The 25,228-nt window shown below is 62.1% G+C and carries 22 protein-coding genes; 16 read left to right on the forward strand and 6 right to left on the reverse strand.

The genetic code is table 11. The annotated features are described in order from the left end of the window. The first annotated feature begins 165 nt into the window (after positions 1 to 165). The 11 genes from OSC30_RS08145 (at position 166) to OSC30_RS08195 (ending at position 13,101) form a co-directional block, all read left to right on the forward strand. On the forward strand, positions 166 to 603 hold the full coding sequence (locus OSC30_RS08145) for a pilin (protein WP_267171353.1): 438 nt from the start codon (positions 166 to 168) through the stop codon (positions 601 to 603). Positions 604 to 932: 329 nt separating this feature from the next. Continuing rightward, on the forward strand, positions 933 to 1,376 hold the full coding sequence (locus tag OSC30_RS08150; protein ID WP_267171354.1) for a pilin: 444 nt from the start codon (positions 933 to 935) through the stop codon (positions 1,374 to 1,376). Positions 1,377 to 1,514: 138 nt separating this feature from the next. Then, entirely contained in the window at positions 1,515 to 3,413 is a 1,899-nt protein-coding gene (locus tag OSC30_RS08155) for a tetratricopeptide repeat protein (protein WP_267171355.1), read from the forward strand. Positions 3,414 to 3,436: 23 nt separating this feature from the next. After that, a complete protein-coding gene (locus OSC30_RS08160) occupies positions 3,437 to 5,440 on the forward strand; it encodes a hypothetical protein (protein ID WP_267171356.1) in 2,004 nt (667 codons plus the stop codon). Next, the gene (locus OSC30_RS08165) at positions 5,437 to 6,372 is read left to right on the forward strand and encodes a WxcM-like domain-containing protein (protein ID WP_267171357.1); all 936 of its coding nucleotides are present in this window, start codon (positions 5,437 to 5,439) and stop codon (positions 6,370 to 6,372) included. The genes OSC30_RS08160 and OSC30_RS08165 overlap by 4 nt, the downstream gene beginning before the upstream one ends. After that, positions 6,369 to 7,472, forward strand: coding sequence for a DegT/DnrJ/EryC1/StrS family aminotransferase (locus OSC30_RS08170; RefSeq protein WP_267171358.1), 1,104 nt, complete (start codon positions 6,369 to 6,371; stop codon positions 7,470 to 7,472). The genes OSC30_RS08165 and OSC30_RS08170 overlap by 4 nt, the downstream gene beginning before the upstream one ends. After that, entirely contained in the window at positions 7,469 to 8,923 is a 1,455-nt protein-coding gene (locus tag OSC30_RS08175; RefSeq protein WP_267171359.1) for an O-antigen translocase, read from the forward strand. The genes OSC30_RS08170 and OSC30_RS08175 overlap by 4 nt, the downstream gene beginning before the upstream one ends. Next, positions 8,920 to 9,930: a glycosyltransferase gene (locus OSC30_RS08180; RefSeq protein WP_267171360.1), complete on the forward strand. Its 1,011-nt coding sequence runs from the start codon at positions 8,920 to 8,922 to the stop codon at positions 9,928 to 9,930. Before OSC30_RS08175 ends, OSC30_RS08180 begins: the two co-directional genes overlap by 4 nt. Further along, complete coding sequence (locus OSC30_RS08185) at positions 9,927 to 10,862, forward strand: glycosyltransferase (protein ID WP_267171361.1); 936 nt, start codon at positions 9,927 to 9,929, stop codon at positions 10,860 to 10,862. The genes OSC30_RS08180 and OSC30_RS08185 overlap by 4 nt, the downstream gene beginning before the upstream one ends. Positions 10,863 to 10,873: 11 nt before the next feature. Then, complete coding sequence (gene glf / locus OSC30_RS08190) at positions 10,874 to 11,968, forward strand: UDP-galactopyranose mutase (RefSeq protein WP_267171362.1); 1,095 nt, start codon at positions 10,874 to 10,876, stop codon at positions 11,966 to 11,968. Between the two features lie 2 nt (positions 11,969 to 11,970). After that, a complete protein-coding gene (locus tag OSC30_RS08195) occupies positions 11,971 to 13,101 on the forward strand; it encodes a glycosyltransferase family 4 protein (protein ID WP_267171363.1) in 1,131 nt (376 codons plus the stop codon). 84 nt (positions 13,102 to 13,185) lie between these two features. Here the strand turns inward: OSC30_RS08195 and OSC30_RS08200 are convergent, their stop codons facing one another. Together OSC30_RS08200 and OSC30_RS08205 are read right to left on the reverse strand one after the other, a co-directional pair. Beyond that, entirely contained in the window at positions 13,186 to 14,391 is a 1,206-nt protein-coding gene (locus tag OSC30_RS08200) for a glycosyltransferase (RefSeq protein ID WP_267171364.1), read from the reverse strand. Beyond that, positions 14,384 to 15,238 (reverse strand): glycosyltransferase family 2 protein, encoded by an 855-nt coding sequence (locus OSC30_RS08205; RefSeq protein ID WP_267171365.1) that lies wholly within the window; start codon positions 15,236 to 15,238, stop codon positions 14,384 to 14,386. The genes OSC30_RS08200 and OSC30_RS08205 overlap by 8 nt, the downstream gene beginning before the upstream one ends. 260 nt (positions 15,239 to 15,498) lie before the next feature. On the opposite strand from OSC30_RS08205, the gene pilB reads away from it, so the two are divergent. The 4 genes from pilB to coaE all read left to right on the forward strand — a co-directional run bounded on the left by pilB (position 15,499) and on the right by coaE (position 20,247). Further along, a complete protein-coding gene (gene pilB, locus OSC30_RS08210; RefSeq protein ID WP_267171366.1) occupies positions 15,499 to 17,223 on the forward strand; it encodes a type IV-A pilus assembly ATPase PilB in 1,725 nt (574 codons plus the stop codon). Positions 17,224 to 17,401: 178 nt separating this feature from the next. Further along, the gene (locus tag OSC30_RS08215; protein WP_323374203.1) at positions 17,402 to 18,670 is read left to right on the forward strand and encodes a type II secretion system F family protein; all 1,269 of its coding nucleotides are present in this window, start codon (positions 17,402 to 17,404) and stop codon (positions 18,668 to 18,670) included. 105 nt (positions 18,671 to 18,775) lie between these two features. Further along, on the forward strand, positions 18,776 to 19,633 hold the full coding sequence (locus OSC30_RS08220) for a prepilin peptidase (RefSeq protein WP_267171367.1): 858 nt from the start codon (positions 18,776 to 18,778) through the stop codon (positions 19,631 to 19,633). Then, entirely contained in the window at positions 19,630 to 20,247 is a 618-nt protein-coding gene (gene coaE / locus OSC30_RS08225; RefSeq protein WP_267171368.1) for a dephospho-CoA kinase, read from the forward strand. The genes OSC30_RS08220 and coaE overlap by 4 nt, the downstream gene beginning before the upstream one ends. A 114-nt stretch (positions 20,248 to 20,361) precedes the next feature. Here the strand turns inward: coaE and OSC30_RS08230 are convergent, their stop codons facing one another. From OSC30_RS08230 to OSC30_RS08245, 4 genes are all read right to left on the reverse strand, one after another. After that, entirely contained in the window at positions 20,362 to 20,766 is a 405-nt protein-coding gene (locus OSC30_RS08230; protein WP_267171369.1) for a (deoxy)nucleoside triphosphate pyrophosphohydrolase, read from the reverse strand. A 4-nt stretch (positions 20,767 to 20,770) separates the two neighbouring features. Further along, positions 20,771 to 21,259 (reverse strand): dihydrofolate reductase, encoded by a 489-nt coding sequence (locus tag OSC30_RS08235; protein ID WP_267171370.1) that lies wholly within the window; start codon positions 21,257 to 21,259, stop codon positions 20,771 to 20,773. A gap of 334 nt (positions 21,260 to 21,593) precedes the next feature. Then, positions 21,594 to 23,132 (reverse strand): M56 family metallopeptidase, encoded by a 1,539-nt coding sequence (locus OSC30_RS08240; RefSeq protein WP_267171371.1) that lies wholly within the window; start codon positions 23,130 to 23,132, stop codon positions 21,594 to 21,596. Next, on the reverse strand, positions 23,122 to 23,490 hold the full coding sequence (locus tag OSC30_RS08245) for a BlaI/MecI/CopY family transcriptional regulator (RefSeq protein WP_267171372.1): 369 nt from the start codon (positions 23,488 to 23,490) through the stop codon (positions 23,122 to 23,124). The genes OSC30_RS08240 and OSC30_RS08245 overlap by 11 nt, the downstream gene beginning before the upstream one ends. 301 nt (positions 23,491 to 23,791) lie before the next feature. Between OSC30_RS08245 and OSC30_RS16885 the strand changes: the two genes are divergently transcribed. Further along, positions 23,792 to 25,144 carry a 3-oxoacid CoA-transferase subunit B gene (locus OSC30_RS16885; RefSeq protein ID WP_323374204.1) on the forward strand — a complete coding sequence of 451 codons (1,353 nt, stop codon included), beginning with the start codon at positions 23,792 to 23,794 and terminating at the stop codon, positions 25,142 to 25,144. The last annotated feature ends 84 nt before the right edge of the window (positions 25,145 to 25,228 follow it).

Raw genomic sequence — 25,228 nt, forward strand, 5'->3', positions numbered from 1 at the left:
GGGTCAGCGGATGACGGTACGGGGAGGCGTGCGGGGAAGCAAGAAAGAAGCGCCGTCCCCAAAGGGACAGCCGACATACGGTGGCGTGCGGTGGGTCACACGGCGACCGGCTATCTTGGTATGGAATCTGCCTCGCCCAGACGTCCAAACCAGGGGAAATCCACCATGCACCGCACGCAAGCCGTTCGCGGTTTCACTTTGATTGAGTTGATGATCGTGGTTGCGATCATCGCCATCCTCGCCGCCATCGCCATTCCGGCCTACCAGGATTACAGCATCCGGGCTCAGGTGACTGAGGGTATGAGTCTGTCGACGGGTGCCAAGGCGGCGGTGTGGGACTTCGTTTCCAACAAGGGGAAATTCCCAGCCGCGAACGAATCTGTCGGGTTGCCTTCCAGTACATCGATCAACGGGAGCTACGTCTCCAGCGTCAACGTGGCCGAGGGACGCATTACCGTAGCTTTCAAGGGCCCCATGGCGAACAAGGCCATCCAAAACGAGCAATTGGTCCTGTCGCCCATCGACCAAGGCGGCAGCATCGCTTGGACATGTACGCCCAGCAGCCTGTCCGGCAAATACCTACCGAGCGTCTGTCGCAACTAAGCAGGCAGAAGCGCGCAAAAGTGCCGTTAAGCGTCACTTTTCGACCTTGACGGGAAGGCGCATCGTTCCGGCACCACTTCACAGTTGCAAGATGCCGCCGTCACACCCCGCTGACCTTGTAAGCCTTTCGTGAACATGTGCACAATCGCAGCCGTCGTAGGTATGCGGAAATACGGCGGCGGCGGACGTGGCACACAAGCTGCTTCATCAGCCGCGAGCTTCCTGGTCGTTCCTGACCGCGCATGTGGGTCCGATCCCGCCTAGGGGGATTCGGGACCGGGGCTCAGGGGGCATCAAACGGTTAGCTAACCAGTAAAAGAGGAACCACCATGAAAAAGAATCTGCAGAAAGGCTTCACCCTGATCGAGCTGATGATCGTGGTCGCGATCATCGCCATCCTGGCCGCCATCGCCATCCCGGCCTACCAGGACTACACCATCCGCTCGCAGGTCTCCGAGGGCATGAGCCTGTCGGATGGCGCCAAGACCGCGGTCGCTGAGTACTACTCGAACAAGGGCACTTGGCCTACTTCGAATGGTGCCGCTGGCCTCGCTGCGTCGACGGACATCATGGGCAGCTACGTTGAGTCCGTCGAAGTTGACGAAGGTCAGATCATTGCCAAGTTCTCGAAGAACACCCCTCAGAAGGCGAGCACCAAGATCGACGGCAAGACGCTGATCCTCTCGCCGGTTGCCAACAACGGCAGTGTCTCCTGGACCTGCGATACCGGTGACCTCGACAAGAAGTACCTGCCGTCGAGCTGCCGCGACTAAGCTTGATCGAAGTGTTTTCCGAAGGGCCGCTCTGCGGCCCTTCTTTTTTTCAGGTGCCGAATGTCCTCGCGAAGCCTAGTTCCGACCATATTTTTCCTGGCCATCCTCATCGGTTGCTGGTTGGTCTACGCACCTGGTTTGAACGGCTATTTCAATTTCGACGATTTCGGGAACCTCAATGCGCTCGGTCAAGAAGGCGGGGTCCATGATTGGGCAAGCTTCCTGCGCTATTTGACTTCCAGCCATGCGGATCCAACCGGCCGTCCGATCGCCACGCTCAGCTTCCTGATAGACGGCAACGATTGGCCGGCTTGGGCCCGCAGCTTCAAGCAAACCAATCTCCTCCTGCATCTGCTGAACGGCACATTGTTGGTGTGGACGCTCCTGAAGCTAAGCCGTGTGAGCCATTCCGAGGAAATCGCTCAGCGCGCAGCACTTATCGGCGGTGCAATATGGTTGCTGCACCCACTACTGGTATCGACGACGCTCTATGTGGTCCAACGCGAGGCCATGCTTCCCGTTACGTTCGGCCTGGCTGGCATCCTTCTTTGGCTGCACGGGCGCAGCAGCATGGCCAGCAGCCAAACGCGCGGGACGGTTTGGATGCTCGTCGGCCTCTGGGGGGGAACGTTCCTCGGCACGCTAAGTAAGGCAAACGGCATGCTTTTGCCTTTGCTGGTATTGGTTCTGGAGGGAACTGTGTTGCGTCGGGCATGTGGCGGCGCCCCTGAATCGTCCTCTCTCGTGCGATCCCGTCGGTACGTACTTGGGATTCCGCTTGCGGCGATGGCGCTGATCATCGTTTCGCTAGTGCCCGACGCCGTCAACGGTGCCCCCAACATCCGCCCATGGACTGTCGGCCAGCGCCTACTCACAGAGCCGCGCGTACTCATCGAATACTTACGGTTGCTCTGGCTGCCTCGCTCGCTTTCCAGCGGACTGTTCAACGATCAAATTCATGCATCCACTTCTCTTTTCGAACCGCTGACGACCGTATTCAGTCTGCTGGCCCTGATGGCGCTGTTCGCGGCCGGCCTGCTACTTCGCAAGAGAAGGCCAGCGTGGGCGCTAGCCATACTGTTTTTTCTCGCCGGTCACGTGCTGGAAAGCAGCTTTATTCCTTTGGAGCTGTATTTCGAGCATCGAAACTATCTGCCCGCGCTGTTCCTCTTCTGGCCGCTGGCCCTGTGGCTGGCAGACGACAGAAGCCAAGGCCGCACGAAAGCCTTTGCTTCGATCGCCATTATTGTTTTTCTCGCTTTACTGACTCATGCCCGGGCGTCACTTTGGGGGGCACCGCTAAAGCAGGCAGTGGTCTGGGCGAAGATCAATCCACAGTCGCCTCGCGCTCAAACCAACGGGGCCATGTTCCTACTTACTCAGGGACGCGTTCAGGAAGCGCACGACTTGCTTACGCAAGCCGCAACCCGCTTTCCGAACGAGGCGCAGGTGATCTCGTTGCTCGCTTCCACCGAATGCCGAAGCCATCACCTTGGGAAAGAGACGAAGACGCGGCTCCTTGAAGCATTTCGCTTGGATCCGCATGGCACCAGGTTGCCTTTCAACTGGATCGAAGCGTCACTTAAAGATGCAAGCAGGCATTCATGCCAAGGGCTGGACCTCGCTTTCCTTGATGAGGCAGTAGCCAGCCTGAGTCGCAACGACCGGGCGTCGACTCCCGGTGGACAGCAGGATCTCGCCTACTTGCACGCCATCATCGCCTTGGCAAATGACAACGGAGATGTGGCCCTCGCTAGTTTCGATGCCGGCCTCGACGACTTGGCCCAACCAGCAACAGCCCTGAAACAGGCCGCCCTGCTCGGCACTTATGGATATCCGGAACTGGGTCTGCGGCATCTGGCCTATTACCAAACTGTCCACCAGCCGCGCCAATTTCATCTGAACATGCCAGCAATCCACGCTTGGCTGCTCGAGCGCCAGAGCTATTGGAAAAATGAGTTCGATGAATTGAGCATCGCACTACGGAAGGACGCGGCAAATCGCCAGGCAGGCATGTCGCGAGCCCCTGCGCGCTGACGACATTCCGCTAGACTCCCGGGATGGACGTACGCGAGAAGCGCTTCCCGTTGCCTGCTCACACCCGCTCGCGCGGGAGCAAGGCCGGCTGGATCCTTTTCGTAGCGTTGATCCTCACGGCCTGTGTGTACTTTCCCGGCCTGACAGGCGGCTGGCTGTTCGACGATTACCCGAACATCGTGGACAATCCGGGCGTGCAGCCGCCCAACGCAAGCATAGGTTCGCTGGTGCGCGCCGCGCTTTCCTCGCCGTCAAGCGAGTTCAAAAGGCCCCTGGCCTCGCTGAGCTTCGCAGCAAACTACCTTGCTACCGGGCTCAATCCATACTGGATGAAAGTCACCAATTTGGTGATTCACCTGCTCAACGGCGTCGTCCTGTTCCTGCTGGCGCGCGCACTATTACGCCGGTGCAGGGGAGAGCACCCAGCTGAATGGTTGGCAGCGTTCATCGCGGGCGCTTGGTTGCTGTTGCCGATCAACCTTACTGGCGTGCTTTATGTTGTCCAACGCATGGAGAGCATGGCCAATCTGTTTGTACTGGTCGGCCTGCTTGGCTACGTGCATACCCGGGGCAAGCTGCAGGATCCTCGCGCAGACGCCAGTGCCGCCTGGCGGAACTACGCCCTCTGCGCAGCGAGCCTCATCCTGCCCACGGCTGCCGGGCTAATGGCCAAAGAAACCGCCGTGATGCTTCCTCTCTATGCGGTGCTCGCGGAATGGGTAGTGTTCGATTTCCGCAACAGGAAAGGTCGGTTTGACTGGGCCATCGCCGGGCTGTTCGTGGGAATCCTCGTCGTGCCGCTCGTCATCGGCTTGGCGTGGCTACTACCGGGCCTGCTCGACCCCGCAACCTGGGCAACACGCGACTTCACCCTTCGCACCCGCCTGTTGAGCGAGGCGCGCATCATCACCGACTACATTGGCTGGACGGTGCTGCCTACGCCCGAGGCGCTCTCGTTCTATCACGACGACTTCGTGCCCTCGTCCGGACTGCTCCACCCGTGGACCACGCTGGCTAGCCTGTTGTCCTTGGCGTTGCTGTTCGCTGCTGGGTTGTGGCTCCGTCGCCGGCGTCCGCTGGCCGCGCTCGGCATCCTGTTGTTCCTCGGATGCCATCTGCTCACCGGCACCATCCTGCCGCTGGAGCTCGTCTACGAGCACCGCAACTACTTCGCCAGCTTTGGCCTCCTGTTGGCGATCGTCCCATTGCTGGCCGCGCCAGGCCGCTCCCCATCCCCGGACAATTCACCATACGCGCTACCCATGGCCCTGCCCCGCTACGTTGCGTTGGGTGGGCTATTACTGTTCTGGACCATGCAAACCGCGCAGACCGCCTACGCCTGGGGCGATCCGCTAAGCCTCGCTGCTGAACTGGCTGATCGCGCACCGGCATCGCCGCGTGCTCAATACGAACTGGGACGAACGTACATAATCTATTCACACTACAACCCTGGATCACCATTCACTCGACTGGCTTATGCGCCTCTTGAACGGGCGATGGAACTTCCCGATTCGTCGATACTTCCGGAGCAAGCCTTAATTTACATGAACGTGCGTATGGGCCTTCCTACTAAAGATTCATGGTGGGACAGCTTGATCACCAAGCTAAAAGCAAAAGTTCCTGGCGTACAAGACGAAAGCTCTCTAGGTGCTTTAACCCAGTGCGCGCGGGAAAGGTTGTGCCCCCTACCGGAGCAACGCATGTTAGATGCTTTTGAGGCGGCGCTGTCTCATCCCAACCCTAGCGCGCGGCTGTTAGCGACCTACGGCGATTACGCATGGAGCGTTCTCGGCAATCATGGCCTTGGAATACGCATGACCGACATGGCCTCGCACGCCGCCCCTCAAGAGCCCGCCTACTTGACTACGCTTATACGGATGCATCTTGCGACGGGCGACCGAGCATCAGCACGGCGCGAACTTAACTCTCTCCGCCTTCTGAATACCGCAGGCAGGCTGGAGGGTACTATCCGAAGTCTTGAAATGGGTATCCGCTTTCCGAAAAACAACCAGGAACCGTCTCAATGAAGTGCTTTGTCCATCCATTGGCTGACGTATCGCCCGGTGCCTCTCTTGGCGACGACTCGAAAATCTGGCAATTCGTGGTGATCCTGCATGGCGCCGAGATAGGCAGCGACTGCAATATATGTGCACACGTACTCATTGAAGGAAATGTCCATTTAGGCGATCGAGTAACCGTAAAAAGCGGTAGCCAATTGTGGGATGGCGTGCGCGTAGGCAATGACGTTTTCATTGGACCGAACGCAACGTTTACCAACGATCCCTTTCCTCGCAGCAGGGACCATTCAAAGCCGCTGGAATCTACCGTTATCAAAGACGGCGCCTCTATCGGCGCCAACGCAACCATTCTCCCTGGATTAACCATCGGTGAAAAGGCGATGGTAGGTGCGGGGGCCGTAGTGACTCGCTCGGTGCCCCCGCGCGCCATGGTCATTGGTAATCCAGCCCGGATCGTAGGCTACGTAAGCACCGAAAAAATTCCCGACTTTTCGGAGGTCCAAGCCTCAAACAATCAAACCAAGGTGATGCCCACCTTGGTCAAGGGCGTTTCACTTTATGAAATGCCGCTAGTGCACGATATAAGAGGTTCCCTTAGCGTCGGTGAATTCGAACGCACCGTTCCATTCTCGCCGAAGCGCTACTTTACGGTGTTCGACGTTCCGAGCGCCGAGACCCGTGGCGAGCACGCGCACATCAAGTGCAAGGAATTTCTAGTTTGCGTGAAAGGCTCGTGCGCGGTAATTGCAGACGACGGAATAACGCGGGAGGAATACGTCCTCGCCAGGCCAAACCTCGGCCTCTACTTACCCGAGATGACGTGGACCATCCAATATAAGTATTCGCCTGACGCCGTATTAATGGTTCTTGCATCCGACTATTACGAAGCGGACGACTATATTCGCGAGTACGATGAATTCCTCAGGAAGAAGCAACCGTGATTCCATTCCTGGACTTGGCCGCGGCACATGCGGAGATCGGCCGGGAAATCGAAGAAGCAATTCATCGCGTACTCGAAAGCGGAAGCTACATTCTTGGACGAGAGCTGGAGGCTTTCGAAGCTGACTTTGCCGATTATTGCGGCGCAAAATTTTGCATAGGTGTTGGCAACGGGCTTGACGCCCTGCACCTTTCCTTGCTTGCCCTCGGGATAGGCCCCGGCGATGAAGTAATCGTGCCCTCCAACACCTTTATTGCGACATGGCTGGCAGTCAGTCAATGTGGGGCCGTTCCGGTTCCGGTGGAGCCCAACGCAGCTACCCACAACATTGATCCATCACTCATAGAAGAAGCTGTCACGACACGAACGCGATGCATCATTCCGGTTCATCTTTATGGTCAACCAGCAGACATTGATCCAATATTGGCGATTGCGGATCATCACGGGCTTCCCGTGTTAGAAGATGCTGCTCAATCCCATGGCGCCCGATACCGAGGGCGCCGTGTCGGTTCACTTGGAGACGCCGCTGCCTGGAGCTTTTACCCTGGCAAAAACCTCGGCGCACTCGGCGATGGTGGGGCAGTGACTACCAATAATTCAGCAATCGCGGAGCGCCTGCGGGTCCTGCGGAATTACGGTTCCCGCACCAAGTACGTTAACGAAGTTCGCGGCACGAACAGCCGCCTTGACTCTCTACAGGCTGCAATATTGCGGGTAAAGCTGCGCAATCTGGACAGGTGGAATGAGCATCGGAAGGTTCTGGCCAATCTCTATTTGCGCGAACTTGGCCACTTGAAAGCCGCGCTTCCGGCCGTACCCGAGTGGGCTGATCCAGTGTGGCACCTGTTTGTTGTTGGATTGGACGAAAGGGAGCGCGTACAAAAGAAGCTACACGAAGCGGGTATCACATCCCTTATTCACTATCCTATCCCTCCGCACATGCAGCAAGCCTACACGGATTTAGGCATTCCCCAGGGAACTCTTCCCATTGCCGAAGATCTCGCAAACCGTGTGCTCAGCCTGCCCTTGGGCCCGCACATGAATTTGGCTGACGGGCAATACGTTTGCCAGACACTGGCGACAATCCTTGATGATCGATGATGTCGACCACGCCTTATCGAACGTTGATCCGATCGGCCTCGGTTATGGGCGGCGCGTCTGCGATCAGTATCATCGTTGCAATTGTCGTGTCCAAGGGCCTGTCTCTGCTGACAGGCCCTTACGGCGTCGGCCTAGCTGGCCTCTATGCCAGCTTAGTCGCAGCGTTTTCCAATGTTGCGAATATAAGCGGGGGTGGTGTCAGGTTCATAGCCGAGGCGAAGGCGAACAGGGATAGAGCGACCGCTGCCGAAATTGTTGCGGCGCTTCGCTCGGCCTCCTGGTTATTGGGGTTAACGGCAGGGACCGCCACGTGGTGCCTGCGCGGCCAGCTCGCGCTCTGGATATTCGACGACCCCAATCAATCCGCTGCGATAGGCTGGTTGTCATTAGCGGTGCTTTTGGCGATCCTCGCCGCGAGCCGTTCCGCGCAACTCAATGGGTTGGGGCAAATCAACGATCTGGCCAAGATAACGATCGCGGGCAGCGTGATATCGGGTGCGACTTTGTTGATTTTTGCCCGTATATGGGGCTTGACCGGGGTAGTATCAGGCGTTCTTTCACTTCAGACGACGGCATTTGCGATTTCGTCAATTTTAGCAAACAGGTCGGGCTTACGCGCCACGAGCGTGCCATTCCGCGTTTCATTACAACGAGCCTGGCCAATCATGCGATTGGGCCTGGCTTTTTCCGCCAGCATTACGTTGGCAAACGTTTCCCAACTAGTAGTAAGAAGTGCCATCAACCACAGGCTAGGACCCGAGGCGGTGGGGCATTTTCAAGCCGCCTGGTCCATATCCATGACATACATCGGCTTTATATTGGCTGCGATGGCTGTCGACTACTACCCCCGGCTAACGGCGACCATAGCCGACCCTCAAACCACTGCTCGGCTGCTAAATCAGCAGACGACCTTGGCGTTTGTCGCCGCCTGCCCCATCTTTCTTGCCTTGTTCGCGCTAGCACCGTGGACTATCAAGCTTCTCTATACTTCCGACTTCCTGCCCTCGGTTGCCATATTGCGATGGCAGATTCTGGGTGATGTGTTCAAGCTTGCGGCTTGGCCACTAGGCTTCGTGCTTTTGGCTGCCAACCGACCCCGCGCGTACTTGTTAGCCGAGGTGGCTTGGAACGTAATTTATGTGGCAATAACTTTGGGGCTGCTCGATCGCTTCGGCCTGGACGCGACAGGCATTGGCTTCGCGATTTCTTACATTTTATACTTGGCGATGGTGTATAGGCTTGTCCGCACTCACATCCTTACGCTATGGAATCGAGCCAATCGGCTGGCCGTTACCTGTGTATCGCTACTGATCATCGCCCTTTTTATCGTTAACCACAGTTATCCGGCCGCGGCTCTTTCGACAGGCATTACTATCACCGGCCTAGGATCACTGATTTCCAGCTGGTCCATTTATCACATGCTGAGACAGCGCAAACGGGAGATGCCGTGAGCGACACCTCAACACCCTTGGTCACGCTGGTTGTCTTGATATACAACCAAGCGCAGTACGTCCGTGAAGCGATTTCAGCCGCGTTCGCTCAAATCTACCCCAATTTGGAAATTCTAATATCCGATGATGCCTCGACGGATGGTTCTTCTAGCATCGCCGCCCAAGCGGTCGCTTCCTACACGGGGTCCCACGCAGTACGCCTGAACATCAACAGCCAGAATCTCGGGATAGGCGAACATGTCAACAAGGTTTTTGAGTTGGCGCAAGGAGAGATGATCGTGCTCGCTGCGGGAGATGACATTTCCCTGCCTCAGAGGGCCTCCCGGATAATGGAAAGATGGATGGCGTCTCATGAACGCCCGGATGCCATTTATTGCGGCGCGAGAGCAATCGATGATTGCGGCGAGCCATGTGGATTGGTCGATACTGCATTGCATGACATTCAACCAACTCCGGAGAGCTTGATTGGCTATGACGACTCACGTCGCCTGCTTTTGCTCGGCGCTTGCGCTGCCTATAGCCCTGCGGTAATGCGGAGCTTTGGCCAACTACATCCCAAGCTTGCCGTGGAAGACATCCCCTTGACTGTTCGGGCAAGTCTCCTTGGCGGAGTAGCAGTCCTAGACGAAATTTTGGTCAACTACAGAACCAACGTTTCAGTGTGGTTGCCAAGGAAAATGCAGGGCGAAAATTTTAGCCGCCATGTCGCTCGTATGAGCCATCGAATTCGCGCCAACTACTGGGTTTCGAGGCAAATGCTCGCCGATGCACGCCTTTCACGATCACCCGCCTCAATCGAAGCCGCCAAGCGCCGCCATACAGCTGCTTCTTTCGCCCTTGGCGTTTGCAAGCGCAGGCGGCTCAGCTTGTTCGGATATCTGGCGGTCGGTCACCGGTCAGGCCACTGGCGTTCCGCGTTGGTCCCCGCTTTCCTTCTCGCATTTCCGCGGACCCATCGTTTCTTGTTCAGCGTGAATCGTCGAATCAAGAAGAGCAGACCGACATGACGCAGCAACCAATTCGCACCGCCGCGGTCGTCGTGACCTTCAACCGCCGTGAGTTGCTCCTGCAGTGCTTGGATGCCCTCGTCAGTCAGACCTTGCCGCCAACTACAATCATAGTGGTGGATAACGCTTCAACGGATGGCAGCGAGGAAGCCATTGGCGCCTACTGCACGAAGTACCCACGCAAATTCGTATACCTGAGGCTTGAGCAAAACATCGGTGGGGCCGGTGGCTTTGCCATAGGCGTTTCAAAAGCCATGGAGTTGGATTGCGATTGGCTGTGGTTAATGGACGATGACGCAATTCCACTTCCAGATGCATTGGCATCGCTTCACCGAGCTTCTCCGACTCCGGAGAACGTCTATGCTTCGATCGCTTGCAGGGGAAATGAGCTCTCTTGGTCTGTGAATCTTATTGCCGCCCCTGGGGAACTGCAGGCAGCCGATCGGGTCGACGAACTTCCGTCGATCGCAGAAGTAGCGTTTCTCCCTTTCCTCGGCTTCCTTGTCCACTCGAACCTAGTCGCAGCCATTGGCGTTCCTGATTCCGAGTATTTTATTTCGGCAGACGATGTCGAATACAGTCTTCGGGCACGTGCAGCAGGCGCAAGACTGTTCCTCGTCAAGGCAAGCCGCATCGGGCATCCAATAGCACGCGTGGAATATCGAAATATTCTCGGGCATCGGTTGGCTTATTTATCGCTTCCCCCTTGGCGGCGCTATTACGATACGCGTAACAGGCTTCTAGTCGCCAGGACACACTATGGAATCCGTTTCTGGACCGAAGCCGTTCCTGGCACGTTCGCCCGCCTTTTCCTGGCTTTGTGGCTGGAAGCCGACCGCTGGATCCAGGCCAAGGCAATCATGGCCGGCTGCCTGGATGGCATCTGTGGAACCAGGGGAATCCGCCATAGATATTGGCGCCTTGACAGGTAACGGGTAGATTCATGTCTGACAGTTTCTTGCTTATTGTAGGTGCCGGTTTTGCCGGGAGCGTGGTCGCGCGCGAGCTTGCCGATACCGGTCGGCGTGTGCATGTCATCGACAAGCGCCCGCACGTTGGGGGCAACGCATACGATGAGCATGATGCTCATGGGGTGCTGGTGCATCGCTATGGTCCGCATATTTTCCACACGAACGGAGAGCGAATTTTCGACTACCTTTCCCGTTTTACCGACTGGCGCCCATACGAACATCGCGTGCGTGGTGTCGTCGATGGCCAGGAATATCCATTTCCCATCAACCGCGACACGTTAACCCAGCTGTACGGGATAGAGTTGGACGAAGCCGGTGCGGCCGCCTTTTTTGAGCAAGTACGCGAGCCTCGCGATCCGATACGCACCAGCGAGGACGTGGTACTCAACAGCGTCGGCCGCGATCTCTATGAAAAATTTTTTCTCAACTACACCCGCAAGCAGTGGGGGCTAGACCCCGCCGAGCTCAAAGCGGGGGTCGCCGCGCGCATTCCCGTGCGAACCAATATCGACGATCGCTACTTCACCGATACTTTCCAGGCCATGCCGCTGCATGGTTACACCCGGATGTTCGAAAACATGCTCGACCATCCCTTGATTACCGTGGAACTCGGGGTGGATTTTCAAGATGTCCGCGATAAAATTGCGCGCGATCATACCGTTTATACAGGGCCGATCGACGCCTACTTCGGCTATCGCTTCGGTCGCCTTCCCTACCGCTCGCTTCGCTTCGAACACGAACATCTGCCAGGGCTAGAGCGCTTCCAGGAAACCGGTACGATCAACTACCCGAACGATCACGCGTACACGCGCATTACCGAGTTCAAGCATCTGACCGGCCAAGTACACTCGGGCACATCGATCGTGCGCGAATATCCCCAGGCCGAGGGCGACCCGTATTACCCGGTGCCGCGCGAGGAGAACGAGGCGCTTTTCAAGCGCTATGAGGAACTGGCCAAGGCCGAACGGGACGTCACGTTTGTTGGCCGGCTTGCGCAGTACCGCTACTACAACATGGACCAGGTGGTCGGCGCGGCGCTCGCCGCGGCCAAGCGGCTGCTGGGCTGATCATGCGCATCGCGTTCGTGTGCAAGCGCCGCTACATGGGCAAGGATGTGATCCTTGACCGCTATGCGCGCTTGTACGAGATACCGCGACAACTGGCGCTGCTCGGGCATGAGGTCGAGGGCATCTGCCTGGACTACCGGCCGGGCACCAAAGCCGGGGGCTGGAAGCATGATGCAGCCCCCGGCAGGCTGCAGTGGCAGGCCCACGCGCCCGGGCCGCTCGGGCTCGGCATGGCGGGCTATCCCTGGCAGGTGTTGCGGCATTTGCGCGCCTTCGCGCCGGACCTTGTCATTGGCGCCTCGGATATCCCGCAGGTGGCGCTGGGCGCTTGGCTGGCGAAGCGCCTGCGGGTCCCGTTTGTGGCTGACCTCTACGACAATTTCGAGGGGTTCGGGCAAGCGCGTATTCCTGGCATGGTTGGCCTGTTACGACGAGCAGTGCGCCGGGCAGCGCTGGTGCTGACTACCAGCGAGCAATTGCGAGGTTTTGTGGAAGGGGTCTATCGGCCCGCCGGCAGCGTCATGGCCATGCCCAGTTCGGTAGACAAGCGCGTATTTCGCCCGCGCGATCGCCGCGCCTGCCGCGAGGCGCTCGGGTTGCCAGTGGACGCTAAGTTATTCGGTACGGCGGGCGGCCTGCACCCGGACAAGGGCGTGACCACGCTTTATGCGGCGTGGGAGCGCCTGCGCAGGGATTTGCCGGATGCGCATCTGGTCCTGGCCGGGCCGCACGAGGCCGCGCTGCCGCCCCCGCAGGGGGCGCGGGTGCATTACCTGGGTGCGCTTTCCCACGACCGGGTAGCCGACTTGTTCGGTGCGCTAGACGTGGGCGCGATCTGCGTACTGGACACTGCATTCGGCCGCTACTGCTTTCCGCAAAAGGCTTACGAGATGCTTGCCTGCGGCCTGCCCGTGGTGGCGGCCAACGTCGGTGCCATGGGAGAGCTACTGGCTGACGTGCCCGATTGCCTTTACAGGGCGGGTGACGCTGAAGATCTTGCGGCACGGATCGGGAGGCAGTTGGCTGCGCCGGTGGTGCCGAGGGTGCCGATCAAGGATTGGCAGGAGTTGATAGGCGAGATCGAGCCGCGGCTGCGCTCGCTGGTGGCCGAAAATGTTGCCGTCGCGGGATAGGTGCCTACCGAGGTTTGCGAAGTCCGCCTGCTGGCAGCACTAAGGTCGCGCGCGAGGGCGCTCCTAAAGGGACTTGCGCGGGTGTCAGTCCTTGCGCATGGGTTGGGCACATTGCATGAGCAAGTCGCCGTAACGCCCGGCAACCGCCTGCCAGTCGACCCGTGCCATCGCGTTCGTGCGGATGGCTTGTGCGCGAGCCTGCGCTCGTTCGGGGTGTTCCAGATTGTCCAGCACGGCATCGGCCAGCGCGGTGGGGTTTGTCGGATCCACGCACACGGTTGCGGCCGACTCGCCGAGCAGATCGCCCAGCCCTTGTACCTGGCCGGCCACCACGGGGCAGCCGCAGCCGACCGCTTCCATCAGCGCCACCGGGAGTCCCTCCTGGTCGCCCGAGCTGTCGCGTACGAACGGCGCGACGAACACGGCAGCGCGACGGTACAACGCGGGAAGCTGGTCCTGCGCCACGGCCCCCTTGAACGTGACGTGGGCGCCGATTCCCAGTTCGTCCACCTGCCGCCGCAGTGCTGCTTCTTGCGGGCCAAAGCCCGCAATGGTCAATCGCACGGACGGCCGTCGGGCGATGATCATGGGCATCGCCTGTAACAGGAAGCGCAATCCCTTCTTGGCAACCAGCCGCCCCACGAACAGCAGTTCGTCGGCGGAGCGCAGGTCGGATCCGGGGGTGAAACGCTCTTGCAGGTCCACGCCCATTGGCACTACCGACAATGCGGGAGCATGGATGCACTGGCGAAGCGCCTCTTCCTGCATGGCACGGCTGACGACGGTCATGGCTGCAGCCGAACCGGCCACTTTCCGCTTCAGTCTCGTCAGCAGACCTCCCCGCAAGCCGAACAGATCGCCGCCATGCGAGGTGACGAGGTAGGGTCGCCTAAGCCGCCGGGCGACCAGGCCTTGCGGAATCAGCCAATGCGCGTGCACCACGTCCACGCGCTGGCGCCGGAACACCTGCCTTGCGGCGATCAGTTGTCCCAGCACGAAGCCGGGCAGCAGCAGCCATTTCCAGCGATACAGCTTCAGGTTGGCGGCAATGCCACCGTTGTTCACCAGCGTTTGCAATCGCCGCGGCGCATAGCGATAGCGCACGACCTGCACGCCTTCAAAGATCCCGTTTGGGTCCGCGCCCGGCGCATCGGGAACCACCGCAATCACGGTGAAGCGATCGGTCAGCCGCTGGCACAACTGGTGGACGAAGCCCGGCTCTGGATCGTTCGCCCATCGCGGGTAGGTGGAGGCGAGCACCAGGACCGTGGGCTTGTCCTGGTCACTCATCGCGACGGTATGTGAGCGCCGTGATCTGCTCGGAAATCAATCCGATGAGGAAGACGATAACCGCCGCACTCCAGAGCAATGTGCTGCCATTGGTCAGACGGCTGTAGTGGTAATAGGTCCAGAAGTAGTTTGCGCACCCCAGCAGAAAAAACACCACGGCGGTCGGCGCGAACAGCTTCAGCGGCGAATACAGCGTCGCAATCTTGAAGATGATCAGCAGGAAACGCAGCCCATCGCGCAGCGGCCGGATGTGGCTCTTGCCCACGCGCTGGGCAGCCTTGATCGGCACGTAGGCAACCGGATAGGCGCTGCGGAAGAAGGCCATGGTGCTGGTGGTGGGGTAGGAAAAGCCGTTGGGCAGCAGGTACAGGAACTCCTGGAATTTCTCCGCGCGCACGGCACGGAAGCCAGAGGTGAGGTCGAGTACCGGGTGGCCGGTCATGCGGGTCGCGAGCCAGTTGTAGAGGGTGTTGGCCAGGCCGCGGCCGACGCCGGCCTGGCTGCCCCAGTCGCGCGCGCCGATGGCCATGTCGTAGCCCTCGTGCAGCCGCGCCAGCAGGCGGTCGATGTCCGCTGGGTCGTGCTGGCCGTCGCCATCCATGAACACGAGCCAATCCCCTTTTGCCGCGCGTGCGCCGCGCTTGATCGCCGCGCCGTTGCCCATCGAGTAGGGCGAGGACAGGCAGTCGACGGCGTTGGCGGCGCAGATGGCGCGCGTGTCGTCGGTCGAGCCGTCGTCGACCACGATGATTTCCGCGTCCGGGTGGGCTGTACGCAGCGTCGGCAGCAGATCGGTCAGGGCCGCCGCTTCGTTCTTCGCGGGCAGGATGATGCTCAGGCGTGTCAAGGAGATTCCCCTGGAGTATCCGGGGGATGATAGCGCGGGAGGTTTGGGAGGGGCGATCGGGGGACGGCGGCTTGGTTGTTCTGTGGAGGAAGGCACTTTCCCCTTCTCCAACACTCTTGCCCGGCTGGGTCGGGAAAGAGCGCGCGGGACACGTCCCGCGGCGCGATAGCGATCACGGTTGCGCCACCAGCAGTGATGACCGCGGAGCCGTTCTGGAGTAAATTCCTTGTCAATTAGGGGGCTTAAGGCCGGTATCTATCATGTCATCCCAACTGCAACCGTCGCTCGTCGGTCTGACCGGCATGGCGCGTCGCCTGGTTTCCGAGGGCGTGCTGCCGGAGGCGGATGTCCGCAAGGCGGTCGACGATTCGACCCAGAAGAAGATTTCGCTGGCGGCCTGGCTGCTCGATCACGGCCTGGTGGAAAGCACGCGGCTTACCCAGGTGGCCTCGTCCGAGTTCGGCATGCCGATGATGGATGTCAGCTCGATGTCGACCGCGTCGATGCCGGTGAACTTGATCAGCGAAGCGCTGATGACCAAGCACCAGGCGTTGCCGCTGTTCAAGCGGGGCAAGCGCCTGTTCGTGGGCATCTCCGATCCGATGCAGTCGCATGCGCTGGACGAGATCAAGTTCCACTCCAACTGCATGGTCGAGCCGATCCTGGTCGAGCGCGGGCAGTTGTCCCGGGCCATCGACGGCGCGCTGGCGAACATGAACGCGACGATGCCCGAGATGGGCAACGACGATTTCGACGAGCTGTCGCTGGAGACGGCCGACGAAGAGGCTGCCGACAGCACCGGCCACGACGCCACCGGCGGCGACGACGCACCCGTGGTGAAGTTCGTCAACAAGATCCTGGTGGACGCCATCCGCCGCGGCGCCTCGGACATCCACTTCGAGCCGTTCGAAACCAACTTCCGCGTGCGCCTGCGCATGGACGGCATGCTGCGGCCGGTGGCCAACCCGCCGATGAAGATGGCCAGCCGCATCTCCTCGCGCCTGAAGGTGATGGCCGGCCTGGACATCGCCGAGCGCCGCGTGCCCCAGGACGGCCGCATCAAGCTCAACCTGTCCAAGAGCCGCTCGATGGACTTCCGCGTGAGCACGCTGCCCACGCTGTTCGGCGAGAAGATCGTGCTGCGTATCCTGGACAGTTCCTCGGCCAAGCTGGGCATCGACAAGCTGGGTTACGAAGCGGACCAGAAGAAGCTCTACCTGGATGCCATCCACAAGCCCTACGGCATGGTGCTGGTGACCGGCCCGACTGGTTCGGGCAAGACGGTGTCGCTGTACACAGCGCTGAATATCCTCAACACGCCGGAGCGCAACATTTCCACGGTCGAGGATCCGGTGGAAATCCGCGTCGAGGGGATCAACCAGGTCCAGCAGAACGTCAAGCGCGGCATGACCTTCGCGGCGGCGCTGCGCTCGTTCCTGCGCCAGGATCCGGACGTGATCATGGTCGGCGAAATTCGTGACCTGGAAACCGCCGAGATCGGCATCAAGGCCGCGCAGACCGGTCATATGGTGCTTTCCACGCTACATACCAACGATGCGCCGCAGACCATTGCGCGCCTGATGAACATGGGCATCCCGCCTTACTCCATCACTTCGTCGGTAACGCTGGTGATCGCCCAGCGCCTGGCCCGCCGCCTGCACGACTGCAAGAAGCCGCAGACCCTGCCGCCGCACGTGCTGCTGGCGGCCGGTTTCACGCAGGAGGACATCGATGCCGGGCTGACGTTGTACGAGGCCGTTGGCTGCGACCACTGCAACGAAGGCTACAAGGGTCGCGTGGGCATCTACCAGGTGATGCCGATGACCGAGGCCATTCAGCAGATCGTGCTGCAGGGTGGCAACGCACTGCAGATCGGCGAGGTGGCGCGCAGCATCGGCATCAACGATCTGCGAGCCTCGGCGCTGTTGAAGGCCAAGGCCGGGGTAACCAGCCTGGCCGAGATCGATCGCGTTACCAAGGATTGACGGCGTCGCCGGAAGGGGTCGCGCCCAAGGGCGCTCCTACAATGGGGCCCAAGGGGCGCAACGGCCATGCGAAGTTGCGCGGAACGGCACGAAATAACTTGTCGGATTTGGCATAAGCTGCACTGACGACCCGCCGCGCGAGCGGCGGTCGCGGATCGAACCATCGGGGGAATCGGGCATGGCTACGGCTAACGCAATCGCCAAGAACGCGCGTGATATCGGCGCCCAGCGCGCCGAGGTCAGCAGGATGACCATGTACGACTGGGTCGCGCTGGACAAGCGCGGCAAGCGCATGAAGGGCGAAATGCCGGCGAAGAACGCCTCGCTGGTCAAGGCCGAACTGCGCCGCCAGGGGATGAACCCGCAGACGGTGCGCGAGAAGTCCAAGCCGCTGTTCGGCGCCACCGGCAAGACGGTGAAGCCCGGTGACGTGGCCGTCTTCAGCCGCCAGATCGCCACGATGATGGCGTCCGGCGTGCCGATGGTGCAGTCCTTCGACATCATCGCCGATGGCCAGAAGAACGTCCGCTTCAAGAACATCCTGACCGACGTCAAGCAGGGCATCGAGGGCGGCGCGTCGCTGCATGAGGCCTTGGGCAGGCACCCGGTGCAGTTCGACGAGCTTTACCGCAACCTGGTGCGCGCCGGCGAATCGGCGGGTGTGCTGGACACGGTGCTCGACACGGTGGCGACCTACAAGGAACGCACCGAGGCGATCAAGAAAAAGATCAAGAAGGCGCTGTTCTACCCGGCCATGGTGCTGGCGGTGGTGTTCCTGGTCACCATGATCATGCTGTTGTTCGTGGTGCCGGTGTTCGCGCAGACCTTCCAGGATGCCGGTGCCGACCTGCCCGCGCCGACGCAATTCGTGCTCAGCGCCTCCGAGTTCGTGAAGAGCTACTGGTGGATGATCATCGCCATCGTGTTCGGATCGATTACCGGGATCATCGCCGGAAAGAAACGCTCGTTGGCGTTTGCCCATCTGCTGGACCGTATTTCGCTGCGGTTGCCGGTGATGGGTGAAATCCTGCGGCAATCAGCGATTGCCCGCTTCGCGCGCACCCTGGGCGTCACCTTCCGCGCCGGTGTGCCGCTGGTCGAAGCGCTGGACGCCGTGGCCGGTGCCACCGGCAGCATCGTCTACGGCGATGCCGTGCGACAAATGCGTGACGACATCGCGGTGGGCCACCAGTTGCAGCTGGCGATGCGCCAGACCGGCCTGTTCCCCAACATGGTGGTGCAGATGACCGCCATTGGCGAGGAATCCGGCTCGCTGGACCACATGCTGTTCAAGGTGGCCGAGTTCTATGAAGACGAAGTCAGCAACATGGTCGACACCTTGTCTACCCTGTTGGAACCCTTGATCATGGTCGTCCTGGGTGTGCTGGTCGGCGGCATGGTGGTCTCGCTCTACCTGCCGATCTTCAAGCTGGCGGGCACGGTGTAATCTTCCAGCGGACAAGGCCCCTCTCCCCGCCGGGAGGGGGGCCTTTTTTGTGCTTCTCGCAAAAACGGCATCTCAATTGCCTTTGCAGGGCTTCAAGGATTACGCATGATCGACCTTCCGCTCTGGCTCTGCCTCGTCTTCGCCGGTGTACTCGGCCTGCTGGTGGGCAGCTTCCTCAATGTGGTGATCCTGCGGCTACCGGCGCGGCTGGCGGCGCAGTGGCGGCGCGAGGCGCAGGAAGAGCTGGCGCTGGAGGCGGCCGACGAGCCGCTGCCGCCGGGGATCGTGCGCGAATCCTCGCACTGCCCGCACTGCAAGCACCCGCTGTCGGCGGGCGACAACATTCCGCTGTTCGGCTGGCTGCTGCTGCGTGGGCGATGCCGCTATTGCCGCGAGCCGATCTCCATCCAGTACCCGCTGGTGGAGCTGCTTTCGGGCGTGCTGAGCGTGCTGGTGGTGTGGAAGTTCGGGCCCGGTTGGGTGGCGCTGGCGGGGCTGGTGTTCACCTGGATGCTGATCGCGCTGGCGGGCATCGACTTTCGCACGCAGTTGTTGCCCGACCAGCTCACCTTCCCGCTCCTGTGGCTTGGGCTGCTGCTGTCGCTGCTGCCGATGTTCGTGCTGCCGGCGACGGCGATCCTCGGCGCGGCGCTGGGCTATCTCAGCCTGTGGAGCGTGTACTGGCTGTTCAAGCTGCTCACCGGCAAGGAGGGCATGGGCTACGGCGATTTCAAGCTGCTCGCCGCGCTGGGCGCGTGGATGGGGCCGGGCGCGCTGTTGCCGGTGGTGCTGCTGTCCTCGCTGGTGGGGGCGATCCTTGGCGGGCTGTTGATCGTGTTGCGCAAACACGGCCGCGAGGTGCCGATGCCGTTCGGGCCGTTCATCGCGATGGCGGGGTGGATCTGGTTCATCGCCGGCGAACCGCTGCTGCAGGCCTACATGCAGCTGACCGGGCTGCGATGAGCGCGCGGCACGCCTATGTGGTGGGCCTCACCGGCGGCATCGCGGCCGGCAAGACGGCGGTCGCCCGCCGTTTCGAAGCGTTGGGCGTACCGGTGCACGATGCGGACGTGGCCGCGCGTATGGTGGTGGAGCCCGGCAGCGAGGGGCTGGCCGCGATCGTCGCCGGCTTCGACACCGACGTGCTCGATGCGCAAGGTCGCCTGGACCGCGCCGCGATGCGCCGGCGGGTGTTCGCCGATGCCGCGGCCAAACTCCGGCTCGAGGCGATCATCCATCCTCGCGTGCGCGAATGGCTGCACCAGCGGGCGCTGACCGAAACCGCGCCTTACTGCCTGCTGGCGGTGCCGCTGCTGGCCGAGAACATCGCCCATTACCGCTGGCTGGATCGCATCCTGTTGGTGGACGTGCCCGAAGCGGTGCAGCTCGAGCGCCTGATCGCCCGCGACGGCATCGACCGCACCCTCGCCGAACGCATGCTGGCGCAACAGGCCAGCCGTGCCGAGCGGTTGGCGCTGGCGGACGACATCATCGACAACAGCAGCAGCGAAGCGGCGCTGGATGCGCATGTGCAGGGGCTGCATCGGCGTTATCTGGCGCTGGCGGCCGGGCGGTAGCGTAGTGGAGTCGTGGCGAGCGTAGGGGTGGCGGTCGCGCCCAAGGGCGCTCCTACAGGCGGTCTGCTGAGCGCGCGCTGACACGCATGCGGTGGCGGGGGAACAAGACAGTATCTACAAGGCCCCTTCTATTTCCTGCAGGATCACCCGATCCGCGGGCGCCAGCTCGTCCGGTGCGATATCCGCTGGCAGGATCCATCGCAGGCCCTGGCCTTCCGCGGACCGCGGCGTCCCCTGCCAGCGGCCGACCACCCACGTGTCGAGCAACAACGCACGTTCGCCGTAATTCCAGGGCACCTGGATCAATGGCACGGCGCTGGCGGGATCGATCCGGATATCGAGCTCCTCCGACAGCTCGCGCAGCAACCCCGCCACGGGCGATTCGCCGGCTTCCAGCTTGCCGCCGGGAAACTCCCACAGGCCGGCCAGGTGCTTGCCCGGCGGCCGCTGGGCGAGCAGCAGGCGGCCGGCAGGGTCGAGCAGCACGCCGGCCACCACGTGCATGGCGGCGGTGGTCAAGGGATCAAGATTCGCGAACGTACTCGACCATGTCGAAGCTGTATTCGTGCTCGTCGTCGGCCTTGTGGTGGGTACGCGCGACCTCGGTCCAGTCGCGCAGGTGCACGCCGGGGAAGAAGGTGTCGGCGCCCTCGACGGCGGCGCTGACCCAGGTCAGGTACATACGTCGCGCATGCGGCAATGCCGCCGCGTACACCTGGCCGCCGCCGATCACCATCAACCCGGTACCGCCGGCGCGCGCCTGCGCTTCCTCCAGCGATCGCACCGCGATCTGGCCCGGGAATGGCGCCTCGTGGCGGCGCGACAGCACCAGGTTGTGCCGGTCCGGCAGCGCCCGGCCGATCGCCACGGCGGTGTTGTAGCCCATCAGCACGTACTTGCCGAGCGTGAGCTGCTTGAACCAGCGCAGGTCGTCCGGCAGGTGCCAGGGCAGTTGCCCCTTGCGGCCGATGGCGAAGTTCTCATCCAGTGCGGCGATCAACGAAATGGACATCGGGGCTCCAGGAACGGTTGGATGGTCCTACCGGCATGCGGCCGCTGGGGGCCACCGGCCATGCTCGGGTCCATTGTAGCCACTCGCGGGAGCCGCGGAGATGCCGATCGCCCTTCCCTGACCGCCATCGCGGCGCTGGCCGGGCACTTCTACGCCACGCCGGAGACGGCCGATGGGGACGGGTGCGTGGGCGCGGCGGACACGACCGCGCAAACGTGGGCTCCTACAGGGATATCCGGAGCCGGGCGGGCCGAGCGGCTCTCCAATCTCGGCGCGGATGCTGTTTGGCTTCACCCCAGCCTCCCCCCTTGCGATCTGGGGCAGGAGCGGTTTCCTAACGCGCAGTCTCTGGTGGCTTGGGCTCGAAATGTACGCGGGCCCCGTCGAAAATCGCTTGCGCACCATCGGCGTCGGCAACCAGTTGCATGGCCGAGGCGGCCGACACCTGGTCGAAGTGCAGTGTCACCTCGCGCTCGTCCAGCACCTCTGGATTGACCAGGACAAAACCGGCCTGCGCGGCGATCATCGAGGCCGCCTTGCGTGCCGCGACACCTTGCATCTTCGCCGTGACCGGCCGGGCCGCAATCGCGGCGGCCGTGGCCCGTGCCGGGCAGCCCTGGCGTGGCGTCACTTCCAGCAGGTAGCGGCTGGCACTCGCGGGCAGCTCGCCGGACGCGGCGAGCGGCTGGCCAACGCGGCCCTGCAGCCGGAGGTGGGCCGGCGCGGCACCGGCGGATCCATGCAGCACCAGGTCGATGTCCAGCCGGCCCTCGTTTGCCGGCCGCGTGATCGCGTCGATACGCTGGTCATGCGTGCTGACCGTGGCCGTCTCGCCCGGAGCCATGCAGAGCGCGACCTTTGTCCGTTGCGCGTGATCGGCCTGCGCATCATCGCGGGTTACCGACAGCTGCATGTCGAGCTGGTACTCGCGCCCGGCAATGGACGGATGCTGCATCGTGGAAGCCCCCGGCGCGGTGGCGGCGTAGGCGACGCCGCCCATGGCGAGCGCAAACGCGAAGCTGGCGAACGCTCCGGCGAGGCGGCGGGCGGACCCGGGCAAAGGCAACTTCAACATGGCGATGCGCTCCGTGAGTGGGTGGCGGGAAGACCAACTGCATCCCACCGGCAGCGCGTGCATGGCGGCGGGGGTTTTCAACATGGCGCGGGCGTAGCGACGGCGGCAGTCGCCGTGCTCCCGCAGTACGGCGGCATCGCAGGCCAGCTCCTGGTCGCGGCGCAAGGCGCCCAGCGCCCACCACGCCAGCGGGTGAAACCAGAACAGCGAGGCGATCAGTTGCGCCAACAGGCTCCACCAGCCATCGCGACGGCGCGCATGCATGGCTTCGTGCGCGAGGATCAACGCCTGTTCGTCGTTCGAATAACGAGCCGCGAAATCCGCCGGCACCACGATGCGGGGGTGCCAGGCGCCGACCAGCGCCGGCCCCGTATCCGCCGTCGTGGCACGCAGCACGGGCCACGGCAGGTTGCTGCCGGCGTACGGGACGGCATCGAGCAAGCGCCGGCGAAAGCGCCCTTGCGCCACCGCGGCGCGCGCCAGGCTCGTGGCCGCGCCCAGCCACCAGGCCCACGCCAGCGCGTCCTGCCATGGGATGGGCGCCCCTTGCGCGCGCGGCCAGGCATCGGCGGCCGACACCACCACCCAGGCCATGCCGGACAAGGCCCCGCCGCTGGCAGCCGGCGCGTGCGGCAGCAGACTGGCGACCATCGCCAAGGGTGGCAACCCCCACAGGACAAAAGCGCTCTCTGCGCCGAACCACCGCCGGCATGGACGCCGCACCAGCGCCACGCAGGCGAGTGCCCCGGTGCAGGCCAGCACCAATAGCCAGGCCGGGCCGGTCCAGTCAGCGCTCATCTTCCAGCTCCTGCAGCAGCCGGCGCAGTTCGGCAATGTCCTTCTTCGACAACTTGCGCTGCTCGGAGAAGTGCGCCACCAGCGGCGCAACGCGACCGCCGAACAGACGATCGAGCAGGCCCTTGCTCTCCTGCGAGACGTATTTCTCGCGGCTCAGCAAGGGGGTGTAGAGATAGCGGCGGCCATCGCGTTCGGCCTTGATCGCCTTCTTCTTGAGCAGCCGGTTGAGCAGCGATTTGACGGTGCCTTCCTGCCAGCCCTGGCGGGGGCCGACTTCGGCGAGGATCTCCTCGGCGCTGCGCGGGGCCTGGCGCCAGAGGACGTCCATGATGGTGGATTCGGCTTCGCTGACCGGCATGAACCGCTCCGTTTACGTTTGTAATTGTTCATGATGTTTACACGCGTAAACAGAGCCGTCAAGCGATCCGATGTCTGGGCTGGAGAGGATTCCGGGTGTCCCAAGGTCGCCGGCCATCTGCTCCCTCCCCTGCTTGCAGGAGAGGGGTACTCTTTCGCTCCGGACAAGCACCCCCTTCCAGCCTCCCCCTGCAAGCAAGGGGGAGAGGCAGGTTCGGCGGGCTTGCGACCTTCGTACGACGCGGCCGAGGTGGGTTCCGTCGTATCCTTGGCAGCTGATTCTCCACCTGGAAGGCACTGCGATGGACAAGGTGTTTGCAAGCGCGAAGGCGGCTCTCGATGGGTTGCTGTTCGACGACATGACGATCGCCGCCGGCGGTTTCGGCTTGTGCGGCATTCCCGAGAACCTGATCGGCGCGCTGCTGGAGGCCGGCACCAAGGGCCTGACCATCGTTGGCAACAACGCCGGCGTGGACGATTTCGGCATGGGCCCGCTGCTCAAGACCCATCAGGTCAAGCGCGTGTATGCCTCCTACGTGGGCGAGAACAAGGAGTTCGAGCGCCAGGTGCTGTCGGGCGAGCTGGAACTGCACCTGACCCCCCAGGGCACGCTGGCGGAGAAGCTGCGCGCCGGCGGCGCGGGCATCCCCGGCTTCTACACGCGCACCGCGTTCGGCACCAAGCTGGCCGAGGGCAAGGAAACCAAGAGCTTCGACGGCAAGGAATACGTGCTGGAGGAAGCGATCCACGCCGACGTTTCCATCGTCAAGGCGTGGAAGGGCGACCGCCTCGGCAATCTGGTGTTCCGCGAGACGGCGCGCAACTTCAACCCGATGATCGCCACCTGCGGCAAGACCTGCGTGGCGGAGGTCGAGCACCTGGTCGAGGTGGGCGAGCTCGATCCGAACAACATCCACGTGCCGGGCATTTACGTCGACCGCATCGTGCAGGGTGCCAAGTACGAGAAGCGCATCGAGTTCCGCACCATCGCAGGCGCCAACACCGGCAAGGAAAATCCGACCCGTTCGGCGATGGCCCGGCGTGCGGCGAAGGAGTTGCGCGACGGCTTCTACGTGAACCTCGGCATCGGCATCCCGACACTGGTGGCCAACTACATTCCCGAGGGCATGGACGTGATCCTGCAGTCGGAGAACGGTCTGCTCGGCATCGGCCCGTTCCCGAGCGAGGACCAGATCGATCCTGACCTGATCAACGCCGGCAAGCAGACCATCACCACCCTGCCCGGCTCGGCGTTCTTCTCCAGCGCCGATTCGTTCGCGATGATCCGCGGGGGCCACATCGACCTGTCGATCCTGGGCGGCCTGGAAGTGTCGGCCACCGGCGACCTGGCCAACTGGATGGTGCCGGGCAAGATGGTTAAGGGCCCGGGCGGCGCGATGGACCTGGTCAGCGGTGTCAAGCGCGTGGTGGTGCTGATGGAGCACACCGCGAAGGACGGCTCGCCCAAGATCAAGTCCCAGTGCGACCTGCCGCTGACCGGCAAGGAAGTGGTGGACCTGATCATTACCGACCTGTGCGTGTTCGAGGTCGCCAAGGGCAAAGGGCTGACGCTGGTCGAACTCCACGACGGCGTGACGCTGGATGACGTCAAGGCCAGGACCGGTTGTGGGTTTGAGGTGGCATTGAAGGGCTGAGTGGCGGCTCGGGCACCCCTGTAGGAGCGCACCCTGTGCGCGACCGTGCGGCTTGGCGGTCGCGCACAGGGCGCGCTCCCACAG

This window comes from Frateuria hangzhouensis (assembly GCF_026410505.1).
GTDB lineage: Bacteria > Pseudomonadota > Gammaproteobacteria > Xanthomonadales > Rhodanobacteraceae > Frateuria_A > Frateuria_A hangzhouensis.

Excerpts from the sequence above, each read along its gene's own strand:
- OSC30_RS08145 (WP_267171353.1), top strand. The coding sequence starts at position 166 with ATGCACCGCACGCAAGCCGTTCGCGGTTTCACTTTGATTGAGTTGATG.
- OSC30_RS08150 (WP_267171354.1), top strand. The coding sequence starts at position 933 with ATGAAAAAGAATCTGCAGAAAGGCTTCACCCTGATCGAGCTGATGATC.
- OSC30_RS08160 (WP_267171356.1), top strand. The coding sequence starts at position 3,437 with ATGGACGTACGCGAGAAGCGCTTCCCGTTGCCTGCTCACACCCGCTCG.
- OSC30_RS08165 (WP_267171357.1), top strand. The coding sequence starts at position 5,437 with ATGAAGTGCTTTGTCCATCCATTGGCTGACGTATCGCCCGGTGCCTCT.
- OSC30_RS08175 (WP_267171359.1), top strand. The coding sequence starts at position 7,469 with ATGATGTCGACCACGCCTTATCGAACGTTGATCCGATCGGCCTCGGTT.
- OSC30_RS08185 (WP_267171361.1), top strand. The coding sequence starts at position 9,927 with ATGACGCAGCAACCAATTCGCACCGCCGCGGTCGTCGTGACCTTCAAC.
- glf (WP_267171362.1), top strand. The coding sequence starts at position 10,874 with ATGTCTGACAGTTTCTTGCTTATTGTAGGTGCCGGTTTTGCCGGGAGC.
- OSC30_RS08195 (WP_267171363.1), top strand. The coding sequence starts at position 11,971 with ATGCGCATCGCGTTCGTGTGCAAGCGCCGCTACATGGGCAAGGATGTG.
- OSC30_RS08200 (WP_267171364.1), bottom strand. The coding sequence starts at position 14,391 with ATGAGTGACCAGGACAAGCCCACGGTCCTGGTGCTCGCCTCCACCTAC.
- pilB (WP_267171366.1), top strand. The coding sequence starts at position 15,499 with ATGTCATCCCAACTGCAACCGTCGCTCGTCGGTCTGACCGGCATGGCG.
- OSC30_RS08215 (WP_323374203.1), top strand. The coding sequence starts at position 17,402 with ATGGCTACGGCTAACGCAATCGCCAAGAACGCGCGTGATATCGGCGCC.
- OSC30_RS08220 (WP_267171367.1), top strand. The coding sequence starts at position 18,776 with ATGATCGACCTTCCGCTCTGGCTCTGCCTCGTCTTCGCCGGTGTACTC.
- coaE (WP_267171368.1), top strand. The coding sequence starts at position 19,630 with ATGAGCGCGCGGCACGCCTATGTGGTGGGCCTCACCGGCGGCATCGCG.
- OSC30_RS08235 (WP_267171370.1), bottom strand. The coding sequence starts at position 21,259 with ATGTCCATTTCGTTGATCGCCGCACTGGATGAGAACTTCGCCATCGGC.
- OSC30_RS08240 (WP_267171371.1), bottom strand. The coding sequence starts at position 23,132 with ATGAGCGCTGACTGGACCGGCCCGGCCTGGCTATTGGTGCTGGCCTGC.
- OSC30_RS08245 (WP_267171372.1), bottom strand. The coding sequence starts at position 23,490 with ATGCCGGTCAGCGAAGCCGAATCCACCATCATGGACGTCCTCTGGCGC.
- OSC30_RS16885 (WP_323374204.1), top strand. The coding sequence starts at position 23,792 with ATGGACAAGGTGTTTGCAAGCGCGAAGGCGGCTCTCGATGGGTTGCTG.